This window comes from Providencia lanzhouensis, assembly GCF_050469745.1.
Lineage (GTDB): Bacteria > Pseudomonadota > Gammaproteobacteria > Enterobacterales > Enterobacteriaceae > Providencia > Providencia lanzhouensis.
In genome coordinates, this window is record NZ_CP174123.1 from 1,757,386 (window position 1) to 1,775,922 (window position 18,537).

Here is an 18,537-nt window from a genome sequence, read left to right on the forward strand (position 1 = left end):
GAGGTAGACTTAGCGGCGATAATCAATAAATGGACCGTCAGCCACGGAACGGCGCTCAACTAAACGCGGATGAACTTCAATCGTTTGCGCATCTTCGCGTTTATTCACAATACGATCGAGCAACATCGCAAACGCCATTTGACCTAAACGCTCTTTTGGCTGGTGAATTGTGGTTAATGCAGGCGTGAAATAGCGTGCATTACGCACGTTATCATAACCAATAATGGAAATATCTTGAGGGACACGTAATCCCATCTCGTCAGCCGCACAGATTGCCCCCATCGCCATGATGTCTCCACCACAGAAGACTGCCGTTGGGCGGTGCTTGTTACTGAGGATCTGCATCATCGCTTTATAGCCTGATTCTGGCTCGAAATCCCCTTGAACAATCCATTCATCTTTTAATGTGACTTTGCCTTCTTCCATGGCTTTTTTGAAGCCGGTTAAACGCCCAATACCTGTATTTCTTTCGAGAGAGCCAGGGATCACGCCAATTTCACGGTGACCACGGTCAATAAGGTAACGACCCGCTAAGTAACCACCGTGGAAAGAGTTATCAATAATACTGTCAGTGAAATCCCCGCGAGAGGTACCCCAGTCCATGACGACCATTGGGATATTTCGGTAATCTTCCAACATACCTATCAAGGTGTCAGGGTATTCTGAACACATCACAAGTAGCCCATCGACACGTTTTTGTGCCAACATTTGCAAGTACGCTTTTTGCTTACCTAAGTTATTGTGAGAGTTACATAAAATTAGAGTATAGCCTTTCTCATAGCAACTATTCTCGACAGACTCGATCACTTCTGCGAAATAGGGGGCTTCACTTGATGTTGCCAACAGACCAATTGATTTGGTGTGGTTGACTTTTAAACTACGCGCAACCGCACTCGGAGAATAATTGAGCTCTTTGATGGCGGCCCAAACGGCTGTTTTTGTATCATCAGCGACAAAACGCGTCTTGTTGATAACATGGGAGACGGTTGTGGTAGAGACGCCCGCACGTTTCGCCACATCTTTAATTGTTGCCATGAGAAGAAAAAACTCCTAACCAAAACTTGGTCTCTAAAATAATTCTAGTTAAATAATTACCTGCATATTGATGCATAGTACCTTTGCTGGCAATAATTTAGCGATTTGTTGTCGATTTTGTCTGATCTAGCGCAAAAACGAAAGAAATAATTGATGTTATAACATGTGATATAGACACTGGTTTTACGTTTTTGTGCATGTATACTGAAATAACCTTTTTATTTTATGGTTATTTGATAATTCAATTTCTTTATATGAGAGGGTCTCATGGATACAGATTTTAAATATGGATTGCTAGCTGCGTTTGGCTCTTTAGCTGTAATTATTTTGTTTGCTGTGCACATTTTCTGATTTCATTTCCATCCTATCTACTAAGGATGAGAAATAATTAAGGGCGAGTATTATACTCGCCCTTAGTCATTTTAGATCTGAACTAAAATTAAGCCAGATTTTCTTCAACAAATTTCCAGTTAACTAACGCCCAGAAGTTTTCTAAGTATTTTGGACGTGCGTTACGGTAGTCGATGTAGTATGCGTGTTCCCAGATATCAACAGTCAGAACTGGCTTATCGTCACCAGAAATTGGTGTTGCCGCGTTAGACGTGTTAACGATAGCCAGGCTGCCATCTGCTTTCTTCACTAACCAAGTCCAACCTGCACCGAAGTTTTTAACTGCGGCATCAGTGAATTGCTCTTTGAACTGAGCAAATGAACCGAATGCTTTGTTGATAGCTTCTGCAACTTTACCGGTTGGCTCGCCACCTGCATTTGGAGCCAAGCAGTGCCAGTAGAAAGTGTGGTTCCAAACTTGAGCCGCGTTATTGAATACGCCAGCTTCAGAAGTTTTAATGATTTCTTCTAAAGACAGACCTTCAAATTTAGTGCCTTTGATCAGGTTATTCAGGTTAACAACATAAGTGTTGTGGTGCTTACCGTAGTGGTATTCTAAGGTTTCAGCAGAGATATGAGGTTCTAAAGCATCTTTAGCATAAGGTAGAGCTGGTAATTCAAAAGACATTGCGTACTCCTTGATTGCTTTTATTCAGTGTTTAGGGTGTTTGCTCGTAAAATGAGCGAAATTAAATGTACTTCTATTAATTAATCTACTTCTAGTGTAGTGACGTCGAGCCGTGGTGAGCTATTGCGCCGCATTGTAAGTCATGATTTATCATAACAGAATACAGGTTACAGTAAGAAAAAACCTGTTCCATGATGCTATTTATGCCTTAATTGTTAGTAAGTTGCATAATAATTATTCCACTGCGTGTCGTTATTGTCATTGAAGAGCAGGGAAATACATCAAGTGTTATTAATTTGCTAATATATTAACAAATAACTCTCATGATTACACGGCAAAAACACCCAGAGTGAATTTTTTATAGTAAAAAGAAAACGTTGCTATTTGCTTTTCACCTTTTGAGTACAGCAAATAGGAGTGCTATAGTATTCACCTTATAAAACTGGCATATTGTATGAAACAATCACGGAACAATTTGCGATGTTTTGACTATGCCGGCGATTACACCGGTCAATGTGTTCTGTCTAATGAGTTGCCTTGCAAATGATTCAAAGTGGCTCAGTGACTGCAAAATCAGCACCCACGTTTTAGGATATAAAATGACAACTATCGAAAAAATTGAGCGCCAAGTTAAAGAAAATCCAATCTTATTATACATGAAAGGCTCTCCAAAACTGCCTAGCTGCGGTTTTTCTGCTCAAGCTGTTCAAGCTCTGTCTTCTTGCGGTGAGCGTTTTGCTTACGTTGATATTTTACAAAACCCAGATATTCGTGCAGAGCTACCAAAATATGCTAATTGGCCAACATTCCCACAGTTATGGGTTGGTGGTGAGTTAGTTGGCGGTTGTGACATTATCGTTGAGATGTTCCAACGCGGCGAATTACAAGCTCTGATCAAAGAAACTGCAGACAAATACCGTCCAGCAGATGAAACCATCACTGAGTAATTAAATGGTTGAATAGGCTTTAATGCTTATATTGATGAAAACCGTATTAGCCTAAAACTAATACGGTTTTTTTGTTTTTAGGGGGCGAGGTTATTGAGGCTCACTAGGTAGTGGCCATCCACCTAATTTTTTCCATTTATTGACTAACTCGCAAAATAATAGCGCGGTACGGTTAGTATCGTATAGGGCACCGTGGGCTTGCTTGCCATCAAATGGAATACCTGCGGTGACACAAGCTTTTGCAAGAATGGTTTGTCCAAAAACTAATCCACTCAGTGCGGCGGTATCAAAGGTTGCGAAGGGATGAAATGGGTTACGTTTTAACCCAGAGCGTTCTGCCGCATTCATAACAAAGCTGTGATCAAAATTTGCGTTATGAGCCACCATGATCGCGCGATTGCAATCGGTATTCTTCATACCTTTTCGAATTGTTTTAAAAATGGCATGTAATGCTTCATATTCACTCACTGCACCACGTAGGGGGTTCGTGGGGTCAATGCCAGTGAACTCCAGTGCAGAGGGCTCCAAATTCGCACCTTCAAATGGTTCTACATGAAAATGCAGCGTTTCATCAATGGCTAGCCAGCCATCTTTGTCCATTTTGAGTGTAATGGCCGCTATCTCTAATAGACCATCAGTTTTAGGGTTGAACCCACCAGTTTCAACATCTATAACGACAGGGTAGTAACCCCGGAAGCGGTTAACCAGTGAGTTAGGGTTATTTTTTTCAGACATTAGGCTTTCAATTTACAGTTTCTGGTTGGCTTTCATTATGCCAAAGGGAATGCATTTTTGCAGGTAGATACTGAAGATATTTTAGGTGATGGTTATCACCACCTAAAATATAAAATGTATGTGAGGGATTAATTTCCTAATCCTTTGCTCGCACTTTTATTTTCGATGAGCTCAATTTTATAGCCATCTGGATCTTCAACAAATGCGATAACGGTTGTACCACCTTTGACTGGACCAGCTTCACGAGTGATATTTCCACCTGCTTGACGAATGTCTTCACAGGTTTTAGCAACATTATCAACACCTAATGCAATATGACCATAAGCATTACCTAAGTCATATTCTGTTACGCCCCAGTTATAAGTTAACTCGATAACAGCACCTTCACTTTCATCGCTGTAACCGACAAACGCTAAAGAATATTTGTATTCTGTATTTTCGCTCGTGCGCAGTAAGCGCATACCTAATACTTTGGTATAAAAATCAACGGAGCGTTGCATGTCGGTAACACGGAGCATGGTATGTAGTAAGCGCATAATAGTAGTTTCCCTATAAATTCTTCAGGCAATAATGCTTAAAGTCGAATCGATTTATCTATTAATATAACGTGGCAATATGACTAAATACAGCGATTGAGGTTTATTTTTTAGTCATATCATGGCTATACTCAATTCGAGGGAGTATATCATAATTTTATGTTTATATTACGGGTGGTTAACGATGGCAGAACAACTTGAGTTTTTTGATATTCCAAGCCCTTGCCGTGGGATATGCCAGACCAACGAGCAGGGATATTGCCGTGGTTGTTATCGAACCCGAGATGAACGTTTTGGTTGGTTGCAGCTAACTAACGCAGAAAAACGTCATGTAATCCGTTTATGTCGCCAGCGATTTTTAAGATTAAATAATAAGAAAGTGGCTCAAGAAGAGATGAATGATCCTCAACAACCTCTATTTTGATTGATAATCAGACTATTAAAAATAAGATAATTCAATCAAAAATTAATTCATTTAGATTAATTACAATAGTTACATTTCAATAAAATTTTATTTATTCAAAATGATGATGAAGTTCATTTAAATCAACTGTAAATGACATAATTTTAAGAATAACTATATTACTTTGTTTTTTAAGGGTTTATTTGATATTGCATTTTTTATTGTTAGTTGTAATTACTATAAGGGTTAAAATAGATAGATTCGAAAGAAGAGTAAGGCTATTCTTATTAATAAGATAATTGATAGGTTGTCTTATTAAGTGATTATATTGTTTTTATATGAAAAATCATGGAGGAAAGTAAGATGTATATCACTCAATGATTTATTGATGCTCACTATATATAGGTATTTATGAGGTATTGGCTCAATAAAAGGTTGTAAAGATAAAAGGGAGTTAATATATAATTCAAAAAATAATATGTATTTGGTATATTTTTTAGACATTATAATTATATAAAGGAGGGTAAATTGGAATCTCAAATTGGAACTGAATTATCTCGTGTAGTCCGTATGTGGCGAGCATTGATTGACTATCGCCTCAAACCACTTAAACTCACGCAAACACATTGGGTAACACTGCATAATATTAGCCAGTTACCGCCCGAGCAGTCGCAGATTCAATTGGCAAAGGCAATTGGTATTGAGCAACCTTCCTTGGTCAGAACATTAGATCAATTAGAAGAAAAAAGGCTCATTTCTCGTCATACATGTGCGAATGACCGACGTGCTAAGAGAATCAAACTCACAGAGGAATCGGAGCCTTTCATCAAAACGGTTGATCAAGTGATTAATAATACTCGGACAGAAATTTTAAGTAATATTAGTCATGATGAACTAAGTCAGTTATCTTTATTACTGCTAAGATTGGAGAAAAATATTCTACGCTTACAGAATGATTCATAGACTAATAATTGTATTTTATAATTGATTTTTCATTCTATGAATGTAATTCGCATAAATATATATTAATCTAATAATTATAGCCACCATTCACATAATATGTACTTCTATCTAGTTACATGGTTTTATTATGTGAGGCGGCTTTGTATTTCACTACTATGAGTTAATTTTTAGATATATGGGATATTAAGGTGTAGAAATATGAATAAAAAATGTGGCTCAAGAAAGATAGAGAATTCAAATTGTATAAATTAGATTTTACTTGAATGATATCAATCACAAAAATTTAATAAATTCCCGCAATGGAACTCATAGACAAAAAGATAGTAAAGAGCTCAGATTCGATAAAAAGCATTATTAATAAGCTAAAAAGTAAAACGCTAATTATGATTTAAATAAAAAATGCGTTCATCGATTAATTAGTCGGTGAACGCATTTTATCTTGAACTTATGTCAAATTATCGAGGTGACACAGTCACTGTATTTCCACTGTTTGCGATCATAACACGCTGACCTACACGGAAAGCGGCAGGATCTTGTTTCTGAACCACAACAATGTTTTTACCACTGTCTAAACGGATTTCAAGCTGCACACCTTGGCTTTTATTTAGGGCACCTTGTGCTTGTTGACCCGCTAAACCACCCGCGATTGCACCAGCTGCTGTTGCTAGCGTTTTACCAGTACCGCCACCGACGGTATTGCCTAATAGACCACCGATAACTGCACCACCAATTGCTCCAATTACGTTACCATCTTCACCCGCTTGAATGGTAACTGGGCGTGCATTGAGTACGGTACCATAAGTCACAGTTTGGACTTGTTTAGCATCTTGAGCTGAAATAGTATCACCAGAAAGCGTACTTGTATTGACACAGCCAGATAACGCAACAACCGCAGCAACACCTACAAAAACTTTCTTAAGCATAATAACTCCTATGAGACTTGCTGTTCGTGGCAGTAACGTAGCATCGAAGATTTGTTCTTACCATAAGCACAACAACATCAAAAATTTGTTTTAGATAACAGAGCCTAGACTACTAATTTTGAATTAAATAATTCATCAACACTAGGTAAAATATCTCAAATTCCACCCAAAATCCCAATTCAAGGCACCCTTTGCTAAAGAATCATCTATTTTTTGACTATTTTAGAACATCAATTTATGGCAAAGGCTAAATAGGGGATTTTCACCTGTAATAAAAACTACTCACCTTAAGGTGTAGCAGATAATTACAGAATGAACCATTATAAATCAAATTTAAAAAAATGAGAGATAGCAAAGTGACTCATTGTTGCTATTTTGCTCACTATTTTCATCTCTTCTATCAATTATTTATTATTCCTGCGAAGCGCTACGAGAAATTGAATCGATCAGTTGACAAATTTTTCTCTAAAAGCACAATCTTTCCTAGTTTATCTCATCGAGTGAATAGACACGTTAAAGGGAATAATGATGATTAAATCGGGTCGCTATATCGGTGTTATGTCAGGAACCAGCCTAGATGGTGTTGATGTCGTATTAGCTGCAATTAATGATAAGTTTGTTGCAGAGCAAGCTAGCTTGAGCGCCGCATTTCCGATTGAGCTGAAAAAGCGCATTCTCAATATTTGCCAAGGGCAAGAAACAACACTTTCTGAATTGGGAAAAATAGACAGAGAACTTGGCACAATATATGCCGATGCCATTAATCAGCTGCTTCATCAAACGGGTCTATCTCCCGAAGATATTATTGCGATTGGTTGTCACGGGCAAACGGTTTGGCATGAACCTGACAGTGAAACACCATTTACTATGCAGATTGGTGATAACAATCGCATAGCGGCATTAACGGGAATAACGACTGTAGGGGATTTTCGCCGCAGAGACATGGCTTATGGTGGACAAGGTGCTCCGCTAGTTCCTGCATTTCATTTAGCCGTATTAGGGCATCCGACTGAAAAACGTATAGTGCTTAACATTGGCGGGATTGCTAATGTTACTGCATTGCTGCCAAATGCATATGTAAAAGGCTATGACACAGGGCCTGGTAATATGTTAATGGACACTTGGGTCTGGCGTAACAAGCAACAAGCGTATGATAAAGATGGTGAATGGGCAAAAACGGGAACGGTGAATCAGGCATTATTAAATGCGATGCTTAATGATAGCTATTTTAAACGTTCAGCTCCTAAAAGTACTGGGCGTGAATATTTTAATATGCAATGGCTAGAGCAGCATTTGGCGCATTTTAAATTGCTATCTCCTGAAGACGTTCAAGCAACATTGTGTGAATTGACTGCCGTATCTATAGTGGATCAAGTTAAGTTATGTGGTGGCTGCGAGCGATTAATTGTTTGTGGCGGCGGCGCTCAAAATAAATTCTTAATGTTGCGATTAGCAACATTACTGCCGGGGATTGAAGTCGCGCCAAGTGATAAATATGGGCTGAGTGGTGATGATATGGAAGCACTGGCATTTGCTTGGCTTGCCGCTCGCACAGTTTCAGGCTTATCAGGTAGCCTTGCATCAGTAACGGGCGCAAGCAGAGACAGTATATTAGGTGCGATATACCCCGCGAATGTTGATATAAAATAACCGCTTGAAAGGACAGTAAAATGAACGAACTTGAAGAGATCGATCTTGCTGCGGTACGACGTGAATATACAAAAGGTGGATTGAGACGCAAAGATTTAACGCCAGATCCTATTCCATTGTTTGAGCGCTGGTTAAAGCAAGCCTGTGAAGCGCGATTAACTGACCCGACAGCAATGTGTGTGGCAACAGTTGATGAAACAGGGCAGCCTTATCAACGGATCGTATTATTAAAGCACTTCGATGAAAACGGATTAGTCTTTTATACCAATTTGGGAAGCCGTAAAGCACAGCATTTAGAGCATAACAATAAAATCAGTTTGCATTTTCCATGGTATCAATTGGAACGCCAAGTTCATTTTACAGGTGTTGCTGAGCGTTTAAGCCCGATTGAAGTACTGAAATATTTCCATAGCCGCCCAAAAGATAGCCAAATCGCCGCTTGGGCATCAGCTCAATCTTCACGGATTTCGGCGCGTGGAATCTTAGAAGGGAAATTTTTAGAGCTTAAGCAGAAATTTCAAAATGGTGAGGTTCCATTACCGAGTTTTTGGGGGGGCTATCGCGTTGTTTTTAACAGTGTCGAATTTTGGCAAGGTGGCGCTCACCGCCTGCATGACCGCTTTCTATACCAAAGAGAAGCGGATGGCTGGGTAATTGACCGATTAGCCCCGTAATAAATGGTTTTTTAGCTGGCGCTTAATTGATATGCGCTTTATGCTATAGCCTCGTTTAAGAAAATTGACAAATCATACTGGCGAGCCTTTGAGCTAAGCCTTATTTTGTCAATTTTCTACATTAAAATAGATAGACAAAATTCAACCGATGGAGTCATTGATGTCTAGCAATAACCTGATTAAACAATTGCAAGAGCGGGGCCTCGTTGCCCAGGTAACGGATGAGGATGCGTTAGCAGAGAGACTGGCGCAGGGCCCTATCTCTCTCTATTGTGGCTTCGACCCTACCGCCGATAGCTTGCACTTGGGACATCTGGTTCCTTTGCTGTGTTTAAAACGATTCCAACTAGCCGGGCACAAGCCTGTGGCGTTGGTCGGTGGCGCAACGGGTCTTATTGGCGACCCGAGCTTTAAAGCTACTGAACGTAAATTAAACACCACAGAAACCGTTCAAGAGTGGGTAGAAAAAATCCGTAACCAAGTCTCACCATTCCTTAGTTTTGATTGTGGTGATAACAGTGCACGCCTAGCTAACAACTATGATTGGTTTGGCAAAATGGATGTGCTGACATTCTTACGTGATATTGGTAAACATTTCTCCGTTAACCAAATGATCAACCGTGAGTCTGTTAAACAGCGTTTAAACCGCGATGATGTAGGTATCTCTTTCACTGAATTCGCCTATAACCTATTACAAGGTTACGATTTTGCGAACATGAATAAAGAAATGGGTGTTGAGTTACAAATTGGTGGTTCAGACCAATGGGGTAACATTACATCAGGTATTGATTTAACTCGTCGTCTGCATCAAAACCAAGTGTTTGGTTTAACTGTTCCACTGATCACCAAAACAGACGGTACCAAGTTTGGTAAAACCGAAGGTGGTGCAGTATGGTTAGATCCGAAGAAAACCAGCCAATATAAATTCTACCAATTCTGGATTAACACAGCAGATGCTGACGTTTATCGTTTCCTGAAATTCTTTACTTTCATGGAATTAAGTGAAATTGACGCATTGGAAGAAGAAGATAAAAATAGTGGTAAAGCGCCTCGTGCACAGTATGTATTAGCAGAAGAAGTAACTAAATTAGTTCACGGTGAAGCGGGTCTCGCGGCTGCAAAACGCATTACTGAAAGTTTGTTCTCTGGCGCAGTATCTGATTTAACTGAAGCTGACTTTGAACAGTTAGCTCAAGACGGTATGCCGTGCATCACCCTAGAAGATGGTGCAGATCTCCAGCAAGCATTAGTTGATTCAGAACTGGTACCTTCTCGTGGTCAAGCAAGAACGGCAATCAGCTCAAATGCAGTATCTGTGAATGGTCAGAAACAAACTGAACCAATGTATGTATTCACTGATGCTGACCGTTTATTTGGTCGTTATACACTTATCCGCCGCGGTAAGAAAAATGACTGCTTAGTTAACTGGAAATAGCTCTGACGAACCTTTGTAATATATAGCCCGGAAATCTCCGGGCTATTCATATTGGCAAATGGCTACTCACTGATTTCTCTTCATTCGACATAACAATTCTCTGGGTTTCCAATGAAAAGCGTATTATCAATTCAATCCCATGTTGTTTTCGGCCATGCAGGAAACAGTGCTGCTGCATTCCCTATGTGCCGTATGGGCGTAGATGTGTGGCCACTTAATACAGTGCAATTCTCCAACCATACTCAGTATCCACAATGGACGGGCTCAGTATTTCCAGCTCAGCATTTGACAGATATTGTCGAAGGATTAGCAAAAATCCATAAACTGGCAATCTGTGATGCCGTGTTAAGTGGTTATATTGGTTCTGCTGAGCAAGGTAATGATATTCTAGCGATTGTCCAAAGAGTCAAAGCGGCGAATCCGCAGGCACTCTATTTTTGTGACCCAGTGATGGGACATCCAGAGAAGGGATGCATCGTTGCACCAGGTGTCGCTGAGTTTCTTTGCCAACAAGCGCTAGCGGCGAGTGATGTGATTGCACCTAACTTATTAGAGTTAGAAACTTTAGCGAATGAAAAAATCACGACGGTAGAGCAAGCGGTTCAAGCGGCACGTCAATTATGTCAGCAAGGCCCTAAAACTGTATTAGTTAAGCATTTAAGCCGTGCTGGCTATCGTGCAGACCGATTTGAAATGATCTTAGTCACTGCGGAACACAGTTGGCATGTTAGTCGCCCATTAGTGGATTTTGGTGAAAAACAGCCTGTGGGAGTCGGCGACTTAACGAGTGGTTTAATGTTGGTCAATATCTTAAAAGGTGAGCCCCTCGATAAAGGCTTAGAGCATGTTGCCGCAGCAGTCTATGAAGTCATGCTGAAAACCAAAGAAATGGGTGAGTATGAACTTCAGTTAGTTGCAGCCCAAGATTTGATGGTTAGCCCCCAACATAAATTCTGCTCTACTCAGTTAGACTGATTGAGCATAGTAGTAACTTATTAAATATAGTAATAAAAAACAGCGCCGAATGGCGCTGTTTTTGTAAATGCATTTCATACAATAGATTACTTTTTCAGTAACCCTTCTGCTTCTAATGCTTCTTGTACTTTTGGACGCTTCGCAATCTTCTCACAATATTCATTCAGATGGCTTAATGCGCTGATATCAACGCCAACTAAACGAGTCCAGTTGGTGACGGTAAACAGATACGCATCAGCAACACAGAAATCACTTTTAGCGACAAAATAAGGCTGATTTTTCAGAATATCATTCACATACTGGAATTTTTTCAGTAAATTTGCGCGAACAACATCTTTATATTCTTCAGGGGTATTTGGCGCAAATAATGGGCCAAAATTCTTATGCAACTCAGTAGAAATGAAGTTTAGTGCTTCTAGCTGATGGTAGCGCTTCATTGAACCAGGCAGGGCAATCAAGTTTCTATTTGGGTTTTGATCTGCAATATATTGGACAATCACAGCGCCTTCAGTTAATTGCTCATCATCATCTAAAACAAGAGTAGGAACTTGACCTTTAGGGTTAATTTCTAAGAAGTTTTCACCCGTTTCTGTGATTTTCTCTTTTAAGTTAACACGAACAATACTGAAATCTAATCCTGCTTCACGCAGAATGATATGAGGAGAAAGTGAGCAGGCACCGGGAGCGTAATACAATTTCATCATAAAACTCCTAAGTCATAGAATGGTCATCGTTATTGTTCTTCCAAGTATACACCAGATTTAAAAAGAGAATTGCCAAAGGATGCGGGATGGCTCTCAATATCTAAAATCACACTAATATATGGCAAGCTTACGATAGACGAGTATTTCTTTGGGGAATTATCTATTTAATTGATAATTCATTAAAATTAAGAATGTTACAGGAGAGGTCTCTGAGAGGGTTCTGTTATAATTTTGTCTCTCATTGAGCTATTCTCTCAATTCTTAGTCACATTTTATGAGCTGTCAAAATGGCATCCATTTTTAACAATCTTAATTACTTAACCAAGCTAGATGCCATCTTAATGGCTCATAAACCGAATAGTAGTAAAGGATTAAAACGCTTTATTCTGGAATTTTGGTTTTTTGGTTTAATTAACGCTCGTTCTTGTCTGTTTGCTGGGTTCTTCTTTTTGGCTTTATTCCTAGTGCCAGCGAAAGGGATTCTAGGTATTCCTCGATATGATGTTTTGCTGATTTTCGCAGTCTCTTTTCAAGCATTTTTAGTATGGTCAAAGTTAGAAACGTGGGATGAGCTAAAAGCCATTTGTGTATTCCATTTAGTGGGCTTTATGATGGAGTTATTCAAAACCTCTGCGACAATTGGTTCATGGCAATATCCTGATGAGGCGTATACCAAACTTTGGGGAGTTCCACTGTTTACTGGGTTTATGTATGCGGCAGTTGGTAGCTATATCATCCAATCATGGCGTTTTTTTAATGTCAGAATTGAACATTATCCACCTTATTGGATGGCGACATTAGTGGCTTTAGCCATTTATATTAACTTTTTCAGCCATCACTATATTGATGATTATCGCTGGTACTTAACGGCGTTTATATTTGGTTTGTATGCTCGCAGTGTGGTGTTTTATACCCCATTAGATAAAGAACGTAAAATGCCGCTATTGCTTGCATTTATGCTGATAGGGTTCTTTATTTGGCTGGCGGAAAACTTCGGAACGTTCTTTGGTGTTTGGCAATATCCGAATCAAATCGGAGCATGGTCAATGGTACATGCGGGGAAATGGGGGGCATGGTCGTTACTGGTGATCGTGACTTTCACGATTGTGGTGCATCTCAAACACATAAAAAGTTGTGTATCCATAGCGCGCTAGCCACGAACTTTTTGTTAAAGACGGAGACTATTTCCCCGTCTTTTGAACATTACAAATCTTGTCGCCACGCATCAATGGATAATGGCTCCCCAAAATGGCTTTCAATCAGACGACGCGTCACGTCATGAAGCGGAGCCGCTAAAACTTCCGCTGTATTTCCTCGCTCAACGACTTCGCCTTTATCCATCACGAGCATTTTGTCACTTATATGCTTCATCATGCCTAAATGTTGGGTGACGTAAATATAAGCGATATCTTGCTTAGCTTGTAAATCGAGCATTAAGTTGATTATCTGCGAACGCATCGACATATCTAGCGAGGCAAGTGCTTCATCAGCCACGATAATTTCTGGTTGCAGAATTAACGCGCGGGCGAGGGCGATCCGTTGTTTTTGACCCGATGCTAGCATGTGTGGGTAATATTCTGCGTGATCGGCCAGTAATCCTACTTGGCGTAATGTCTGGATAATGCGTCTTTCCCGCTCAATACCAGTAAGGTTAGTATTCAGTTTTAAGGGCAATTCCAGGGTTTGACCAATACGCTGGCGCGGGTTTAATGAAGTACTTGGATCCTGAAATATCATGCGAATACGTTGGCTTCGGTAGCTATAATCCCCAAAATTTAACCGTTGGCCACGGATCAAAATCTCTCCGCCAGAAGGCTCCGTTACCCCAGACAACATACGAGCAAGCGTGGATTTCCCTGAACCATTAGCGCCGATGATGGCTAAAGTTTGCCCTGCTTGTAGGTTGAAACTCAGCGGCTTGACGGCTTGTAATTCATGGCGACGAAATAACCCTTCACGAAAACGGAACGTTTTTGTCAGGTTACGTACCTCAAGTAACGTTTCCATTAGGGTTGTTCCTCGGTATTCAATGGATAATGACAGGCAACCAGATGCCCCTTAATGCTGCGTAGTGGTGGTGCATCAATACAGGTTCGTTGTGCGTAAGGGCAACGGGGTCCCAAACGGCAGCCAATCGGTAAGTGCTCCAATGAAGGGATAGCTCCTGGGAGTGTATTTAAACGACCTTTATGAGGGATCGGGCTTTCAAAATCAGGAATAGAGCGAATCAGTGCCTGAGTATAAGGATGGCGGGGGCGCTGCAAAATATCATTCGGTGTGGCACTTTCTACAGTCTGACCGCAATACAGGACATTAATTCGGTCAACCAATTTAGACATCATTTCCATATCGTGGCTGATCAGCAAAATTCCCATATTATTGTTTTGATTTAATTTATCTAATAAACGGAAAATTTGTGCCTGCGTGGTGGATTCCATCGCGTTGGTGGGCTCATCCGCAATCAACAAGCGAGGCTGATTGGCAATCGCAATGGCGATCATCACTTTTTGGCATTCACCATCCGTCAGCTCGTACGGATAACTATGCATAATGTCTTTGTGATCTTTGATACCCACACGGTGCAATAATTCAATTGCGCGGCGTTTTCGCCAATTAAAACGCTGCCACCAACGCCCTTTGTATGTCCAGCCTGGGATAGATTGAATCAGCTGTTTTCCTATATCGGCAGCAGGATCAAGACAGGATTGCGGTTCTTGGAAAATCATCGAAATATTATGACCAATCAGGCGACGACGCTTACGTGGACTGAGTTTTAATAGGTCAATGTCTTGGAAGCGAAAACGGTCAGCAGTCACGCGGATATTATCTTTGGTGATCCCACAAATGGCTTTAGCAATTAAGCTTTTACCTGACCCAGATTCACCCACTAAGCCACGAACTTCTCCTTCAGATAAGGTCATGGAGACACGGTCAACGGCTTTGACGGGACCATTAGCTGTCATAAACTCAATAGTTAAATTACGAATATCAAGTAATGGCATTATTCCACCCCCGAATTAATCGCTCGGTGCAGTCCATCACCCAGTAAGTTCACAAATAAGACACTCGACATAATCGCAACGCCGGGCAAAATGACTGTCCACGGTGCCACATAAATCAACTCTAACGTATCGCCTAGCATCGCACCCCATTCAGATGATGGGAGTTGCGCCCCTAAATCTAAAAAGCCTAATGCCGCAATATCCAAAATTGCAATGGAGAGGGCGCGGGTTAATTCAGTGACCAAAATAGGGGTGATATTTGGCAGTACCGTGTACCACAAAATAAAGATGTTTGATGCGCCATCTAAACGTGCTGCCACGATGTACTCTTTATCTAGCTCATCATGCACGGCAACATAGATAGTACGCACCATACGGGGGATCAGCGCGAGGCAAATCGCAAGCATCGCATTGGTTAAGCTGGCACCCATAAATGCCACCACGATGATCGCCAGTAGTAAAGAAGGAATCGATAGCAAGGTATCCAAAACGTGGTTAAAGACAGCGGACTTGAGTCCACGGGTCATACCCGCGAGGCAACCTAACACTAAGCCGATTAGTGTCGCAATCGCAGTGACCAACAAGGCTGAGCCGAATGTGGATTTAGTACCAATTAAGAGACGGCTTAAAATATCACGTCCTAAGTCATCCGTACCAAAGAAGAAAGCCACTTCACCATAGTGTGACCATGATGGCGGCGTAATTTGGTAACCCAAAAATTGTTGGTCGATGGCATAAGGTGCTAAATAAGGGCCCGCAAAACAGAGGACGATTAAAAAAATCACCCCAAAAAAGCCGATCATTGCCAGTATGTCGGAGGAGAAAATATTCCACACCACCCGTGTCGGGGATGGCATTTTCTGTTCACGATAAAAATTATCTGAGGACATACCAATCCTTATGTTTTAACGGGTCCATCATTGCGCCTAAAATATCGGATAACACGTTCACGGTGATCACCAATGCGCCAATTAACATCACGCCAGCAGAAATCGCTGAGTAGTCTCCTTGACGGATTGCCGTGACCAACCAGCGACCTAATCCCGGCCAGTTAAATACTAATTCTGTCACCATGGTTAATGTTAGCATCGTGGAGAATTGTAGCCCCAATTTCGGGATAATTGGCGGTATTGCGTTATGAAAAATATGGCGGCGAATAATTTTAAAGCGAGAAAGCCCACGAGTAGCAGCGGCTTTAACATAGTTACTGCTAGCCACTTCATCCGTACTAATACGGACTAAGCGAATGACTTCTGTGGTTGGCGCTAAGGCGAGTGTGAGTACTGGCAGGATCATATGTTCTAACACATTGATAATCATATCTTTACGGTATATCGAATCCGAAAGCCACGCATCCACAAGGGCAAAGCCTGTTACTGGCTTTAGGTTATAAAGTAGGTCGATTCGCCCAGAAACGGGCAGCCATCCTAAGTGAAGCGAGAAAAATAGGGTTAGTATTAACGCTAAAACGAATACAGGCACGGAAAAGCCCAATAGGGCGAAAGTGCTGATCGCAATATCAACGGGTTTGTTTCGCCAAAATGAGGCAATCATCCCTAGCGGGATCCCGACAAACAACGCAAATAAAAAGGCGAGAATACACAATTCCATGGTGGCAGGGAATGTGTCTTTTAGTTGGTCGGTGATAGGTTCTCCGTTAATGCTAGAGACGCCGAAATCGAAATGCAGTAAGCCATCAAAATAGAAGATATATGCATCAATGAGTGATGCACCGCTAAGAGGCGCATTGGGCGTGAAGTAGCTTAAGCTGAAACTGACCAGCGACAAAAAGAAGACCGTCACCAGTAATAGCAGAAATCGTCTCAGTGAGTAGATGATCATGGTTGCGGCTCCTGCTGCCGAGGTGGTGCTTTTTTCGGCTCTTGCATCTCGCGATAAACGCCAGCAAATGAAGTATTGCCGAACGCGCTGATCACCAACCCTTTCATATCAAAACGATAAGCTTGTAAACGCAGCGAGTAAGCTAATGGCAATATAGGCAGTTCTTCCGCGAGAATTTGTTGTGCTTGATGATAGTAATCAATGCGGTCTGCCAGCTCTTGTGTCAGTAATGCTTTATGCAAAACGTCATCAAATTTAGAATCACACCAATGGCTTAAGTTGGTTTGTGAGCCAATGGCAGCGCAACTGAGCAGTGGGCGGAAGAAACTATCAGGGTCATTACTGTCCGTTGTCCAGCCCGCTAATGTCATGTCATGGGAGCGATCCATTAATTGATTTTCTTGGAAGCGACCTTCCACCGAACGGATACTCATGACGATACCCACTTGGGCTAGGTCTGCTTGAATTAATTCCGCCATTTTCAATGGGCTAGGGTTGTAAGACTGAGAGGAGACAGGGACCCATAATTCCAATTTTAATTTTTCTAACCCCATTTCCTGCAGCATTTGTTTGGCAAGTTCAGGGTTGTAATCGGTTATTTTTGTTTGATTATCAAATGCCCAAGATGCACGGGGGAGAATCGATGATGCCGTCTCTGCGGTACCATAATAAATGGACTGCATGAGTCGCTCATTATTAATGGCATAAGAAATTGCTTGGCGAACCTTGAGTTGGTCGAGAGGCGGCTTGCTTGTATTAAACGCAAGATACGCAATATTCATTCCCGAACGCATGGAAATACGCAGGCGAGGGTCATCACGTAGCACTTTTAACTGACTTGCGGCTGGGTAGGCGAGGACATCGCACTCACCAGTGAGCAGCTTAGAAATGCGTCCTGTACCACCCGCTCCCATATCCACCACCACTTCTTCCATGCGTGGTTCACCTTTCCAGTAATCTTTATTACGCAATAAACGGACAAACTGTCCAGCTTGGTAATCATCAAAATAGAATGGTCCAGTACCTACAGGGCGCCAATCAATCATCTCTTGGCGATTGCTAGCCGAAAGCTCATCCGCATATTCGGCAGATAAAACGGGCGCGTAGTGAGTCGCCAAGTGCCATAAAAATGAGGCATCTGGGGATTTTAATCGAAACTCAACGGTGTAGTTATTCAGTTTTTTAATACTTTCGACGCTGCTCGCAAATTGCAAACTGTCAAAATAGGGGTAGCGCCCGCCGTTAATGAAATGGTAAGGATTGCTGGTTTCAAACATGCGGGAAAAACTGAATACCACATCATCTGCATTCATATTACGCGTTGGTGTAAACCAAGGTGTGGTTTGAAACTTAACGTCCTTTCTCAGATGTAGCCGATAGGTCGCACCATTATCTAAAACTTCCCAGCGGGAAGCCAACTCTGGGATCAGGCGATATGTAAAGGGGTCAACATCCAGTAAGCGGTCATACAGTTGTGCGCCTAGGGGATCAATAATTAACCCGCTACTGGCGAGTTGTGGGTTAAATGTGGTGACAATGCCATTGACGCAGTAAATAAAGCCATTTTGGCGAATATCGGCTGGGACATCATTGGCAATGGTGTCTTTGTAGCTTATGTCTGTTTGCTCTGCCAATGTTGAAAGAGAAACAGTAAATAAAAACCAAAGAGTTAAAAGGCGCATAGAGCTAATATCG

Annotated in this window: 20 protein-coding genes; 9 read left to right on the plus strand and 11 right to left on the minus strand. The window is 41.3% G+C overall.

Features of this window, described 5'->3' with window-relative positions:
* Positions 1-9: 9 nt before the first annotated feature.
* Positions 10-1,035: an HTH-type transcriptional repressor PurR gene (purR, locus tag ACIH2S_RS08265; RefSeq protein ID WP_321146859.1), complete on the minus strand. Its 1,026-nt coding sequence runs from the start codon at positions 1,033-1,035 to the stop codon at positions 10-12.
* 267 nt (positions 1,036-1,302) lie between these two features.
* Here purR and ACIH2S_RS08270 point away from each other — a divergent pair, with 267 nt between their 5' ends.
* A complete protein-coding gene (locus ACIH2S_RS08270; protein WP_108479009.1) occupies positions 1,303-1,386 on the plus strand; it encodes a YnhF family membrane protein in 84 nt (27 codons plus the stop codon).
* 88 nt (positions 1,387-1,474) lie between these two features.
* On the opposite strand, the gene sodB is transcribed toward ACIH2S_RS08270, so the two are convergent.
* Positions 1,475-2,053 carry a superoxide dismutase [Fe] gene (sodB, locus tag ACIH2S_RS08275; protein WP_036953529.1) on the minus strand — a complete coding sequence of 193 codons (579 nt, stop codon included), beginning with the start codon at positions 2,051-2,053 and terminating at the stop codon, positions 1,475-1,477.
* A gap of 599 nt (positions 2,054-2,652) precedes the next feature.
* Between sodB and ACIH2S_RS08280 the strand changes: the two genes are divergently transcribed.
* On the plus strand, positions 2,653-3,000 hold the full coding sequence (locus ACIH2S_RS08280) for a Grx4 family monothiol glutaredoxin (protein ID WP_430248475.1): 348 nt from the start codon (positions 2,653-2,655) through the stop codon (positions 2,998-3,000).
* Between the two features lie 90 nt (positions 3,001-3,090).
* On the opposite strand, the gene rnt is transcribed toward ACIH2S_RS08280, so the two are convergent.
* Both rnt and gloA read right to left on the minus strand, forming a co-directional pair.
* Positions 3,091-3,735 (minus strand): ribonuclease T, encoded by a 645-nt coding sequence (gene rnt, locus ACIH2S_RS08285; protein WP_036953524.1) that lies wholly within the window; start codon positions 3,733-3,735, stop codon positions 3,091-3,093.
* Between the two features lie 128 nt (positions 3,736-3,863).
* Positions 3,864-4,271: a lactoylglutathione lyase gene (gloA, locus tag ACIH2S_RS08290; protein ID WP_036953521.1), complete on the minus strand. Its 408-nt coding sequence runs from the start codon at positions 4,269-4,271 to the stop codon at positions 3,864-3,866.
* Between the two features lie 184 nt (positions 4,272-4,455).
* Here gloA and ACIH2S_RS08295 point away from each other — a divergent pair, with 184 nt between their 5' ends.
* Both ACIH2S_RS08295 and slyA read left to right on the plus strand, forming a co-directional pair.
* A complete protein-coding gene (locus ACIH2S_RS08295; protein ID WP_036953518.1) occupies positions 4,456-4,695 on the plus strand; it encodes a DUF1289 domain-containing protein in 240 nt (79 codons plus the stop codon).
* Between the two features lie 507 nt (positions 4,696-5,202).
* Complete coding sequence (gene slyA, locus ACIH2S_RS08300; protein WP_036953515.1) at positions 5,203-5,637, plus strand: transcriptional regulator SlyA; 435 nt, start codon at positions 5,203-5,205, stop codon at positions 5,635-5,637.
* A gap of 455 nt (positions 5,638-6,092) precedes the next feature.
* Here the strand turns inward: slyA and ACIH2S_RS08305 are convergent, their stop codons facing one another.
* Positions 6,093-6,560 carry a glycine zipper 2TM domain-containing protein gene (locus ACIH2S_RS08305; RefSeq protein WP_036953512.1) on the minus strand — a complete coding sequence of 156 codons (468 nt, stop codon included), beginning with the start codon at positions 6,558-6,560 and terminating at the stop codon, positions 6,093-6,095.
* 525 nt (positions 6,561-7,085) lie between these two features.
* On the opposite strand from ACIH2S_RS08305, the gene anmK reads away from it, so the two are divergent.
* From anmK to pdxY, 4 genes are all read left to right on the plus strand, one after another.
* Positions 7,086-8,210: an anhydro-N-acetylmuramic acid kinase gene (anmK, locus tag ACIH2S_RS08310; protein WP_230082496.1), complete on the plus strand. Its 1,125-nt coding sequence runs from the start codon at positions 7,086-7,088 to the stop codon at positions 8,208-8,210.
* Between the two features lie 20 nt (positions 8,211-8,230).
* Positions 8,231-8,884, plus strand: a complete 654-nt coding sequence (gene pdxH, locus ACIH2S_RS08315; protein WP_036953508.1) for a pyridoxamine 5'-phosphate oxidase — start codon at positions 8,231-8,233, stop codon at positions 8,882-8,884.
* Positions 8,885-9,044: 160 nt separating this feature from the next.
* Positions 9,045-10,319 (plus strand): tyrosine--tRNA ligase, encoded by a 1,275-nt coding sequence (tyrS, locus tag ACIH2S_RS08320; RefSeq protein WP_036953505.1) that lies wholly within the window; start codon positions 9,045-9,047, stop codon positions 10,317-10,319.
* 111 nt (positions 10,320-10,430) lie between these two features.
* Complete coding sequence (gene pdxY / locus ACIH2S_RS08325; protein WP_036953502.1) at positions 10,431-11,294, plus strand: pyridoxal kinase PdxY; 864 nt, start codon at positions 10,431-10,433, stop codon at positions 11,292-11,294.
* Positions 11,295-11,380: 86 nt separating this feature from the next.
* On the opposite strand, the gene gstA is transcribed toward pdxY, so the two are convergent.
* Complete coding sequence (gene gstA, locus ACIH2S_RS08330) at positions 11,381-11,995, minus strand: glutathione transferase GstA (protein WP_036953499.1); 615 nt, start codon at positions 11,993-11,995, stop codon at positions 11,381-11,383.
* Between the two features lie 290 nt (positions 11,996-12,285).
* Here gstA and ACIH2S_RS08335 point away from each other — a divergent pair, with 290 nt between their 5' ends.
* The gene (locus ACIH2S_RS08335) at positions 12,286-13,152 is read left to right on the plus strand and encodes a DUF817 domain-containing protein (protein WP_036953496.1); all 867 of its coding nucleotides are present in this window, start codon (positions 12,286-12,288) and stop codon (positions 13,150-13,152) included.
* Between the two features lie 49 nt (positions 13,153-13,201).
* Here the strand turns inward: ACIH2S_RS08335 and sapF are convergent, their stop codons facing one another.
* The 5 genes from sapF to sapA are packed head-to-tail and all read right to left on the minus strand — an operon-like array spanning position 13,202 to position 18,524.
* Positions 13,202-14,005, minus strand: a complete 804-nt coding sequence (sapF, locus tag ACIH2S_RS08340) for a putrescine export ABC transporter ATP-binding protein SapF (protein WP_036953493.1) — start codon at positions 14,003-14,005, stop codon at positions 13,202-13,204.
* Entirely contained in the window at positions 14,005-15,000 is a 996-nt protein-coding gene (gene sapD, locus ACIH2S_RS08345) for a putrescine export ABC transporter ATP-binding protein SapD (protein ID WP_036953491.1), read from the minus strand. The genes sapF and sapD overlap by 1 nt, the downstream gene beginning before the upstream one ends.
* The gene (gene sapC / locus ACIH2S_RS08350) at positions 15,000-15,890 is read right to left on the minus strand and encodes a putrescine export ABC transporter permease SapC (protein ID WP_108479008.1); all 891 of its coding nucleotides are present in this window, start codon (positions 15,888-15,890) and stop codon (positions 15,000-15,002) included. Before sapC ends, sapD begins: the two co-directional genes overlap by 1 nt.
* The gene (gene sapB, locus ACIH2S_RS08355; protein WP_108479007.1) at positions 15,877-16,842 is read right to left on the minus strand and encodes a putrescine export ABC transporter permease SapB; all 966 of its coding nucleotides are present in this window, start codon (positions 16,840-16,842) and stop codon (positions 15,877-15,879) included. The genes sapC and sapB overlap by 14 nt, the downstream gene beginning before the upstream one ends.
* Positions 16,839-18,524 carry an ABC transporter substrate-binding protein SapA gene (sapA, locus tag ACIH2S_RS08360; RefSeq protein WP_108479006.1) on the minus strand — a complete coding sequence of 562 codons (1,686 nt, stop codon included), beginning with the start codon at positions 18,522-18,524 and terminating at the stop codon, positions 16,839-16,841. The genes sapB and sapA overlap by 4 nt, the downstream gene beginning before the upstream one ends.
* Positions 18,525-18,537: the final 13 nt, after the last annotated feature.

Bases quoted from the DNA above. Each gene is read 5' to 3' on its own strand.
- purR (WP_321146859.1), bottom strand. From the start codon at position 1,035: ATGGCAACAATTAAAGATGTGGCGAAACGTGCGGGCGTCTCTACCACA.
- ACIH2S_RS08270 (WP_108479009.1), top strand. From the start codon at position 1,303: ATGGATACAGATTTTAAATATGGATTGCTAGCTGCGTTTGGCTCTTTA.
- sodB (WP_036953529.1), bottom strand. From the start codon at position 2,053: ATGTCTTTTGAATTACCAGCTCTACCTTATGCTAAAGATGCTTTAGAA.
- ACIH2S_RS08280 (WP_430248475.1), top strand. From the start codon at position 2,653: ATGACAACTATCGAAAAAATTGAGCGCCAAGTTAAAGAAAATCCAATC.
- rnt (WP_036953524.1), bottom strand. From the start codon at position 3,735: ATGTCTGAAAAAAATAACCCTAACTCACTGGTTAACCGCTTCCGGGGT.
- gloA (WP_036953521.1), bottom strand. From the start codon at position 4,271: ATGCGCTTACTACATACCATGCTCCGTGTTACCGACATGCAACGCTCC.
- ACIH2S_RS08295 (WP_036953518.1), top strand. From the start codon at position 4,456: ATGGCAGAACAACTTGAGTTTTTTGATATTCCAAGCCCTTGCCGTGGG.
- ACIH2S_RS08305 (WP_036953512.1), bottom strand. From the start codon at position 6,560: ATGCTTAAGAAAGTTTTTGTAGGTGTTGCTGCGGTTGTTGCGTTATCT.
- anmK (WP_230082496.1), top strand. From the start codon at position 7,086: ATGATGATTAAATCGGGTCGCTATATCGGTGTTATGTCAGGAACCAGC.
- pdxH (WP_036953508.1), top strand. From the start codon at position 8,231: ATGAACGAACTTGAAGAGATCGATCTTGCTGCGGTACGACGTGAATAT.
- tyrS (WP_036953505.1), top strand. From the start codon at position 9,045: ATGTCTAGCAATAACCTGATTAAACAATTGCAAGAGCGGGGCCTCGTT.
- pdxY (WP_036953502.1), top strand. From the start codon at position 10,431: ATGAAAAGCGTATTATCAATTCAATCCCATGTTGTTTTCGGCCATGCA.
- gstA (WP_036953499.1), bottom strand. From the start codon at position 11,995: ATGAAATTGTATTACGCTCCCGGTGCCTGCTCACTTTCTCCTCATATC.
- ACIH2S_RS08335 (WP_036953496.1), top strand. From the start codon at position 12,286: ATGGCATCCATTTTTAACAATCTTAATTACTTAACCAAGCTAGATGCC.
- sapF (WP_036953493.1), bottom strand. From the start codon at position 14,005: ATGGAAACGTTACTTGAGGTACGTAACCTGACAAAAACGTTCCGTTTT.
- sapD (WP_036953491.1), bottom strand. From the start codon at position 15,000: ATGCCATTACTTGATATTCGTAATTTAACTATTGAGTTTATGACAGCT.
- sapC (WP_108479008.1), bottom strand. From the start codon at position 15,890: ATGTCCTCAGATAATTTTTATCGTGAACAGAAAATGCCATCCCCGACA.
- sapB (WP_108479007.1), bottom strand. From the start codon at position 16,842: ATGATCATCTACTCACTGAGACGATTTCTGCTATTACTGGTGACGGTC.
- sapA (WP_108479006.1), bottom strand. From the start codon at position 18,524: ATGCGCCTTTTAACTCTTTGGTTTTTATTTACTGTTTCTCTTTCAACA.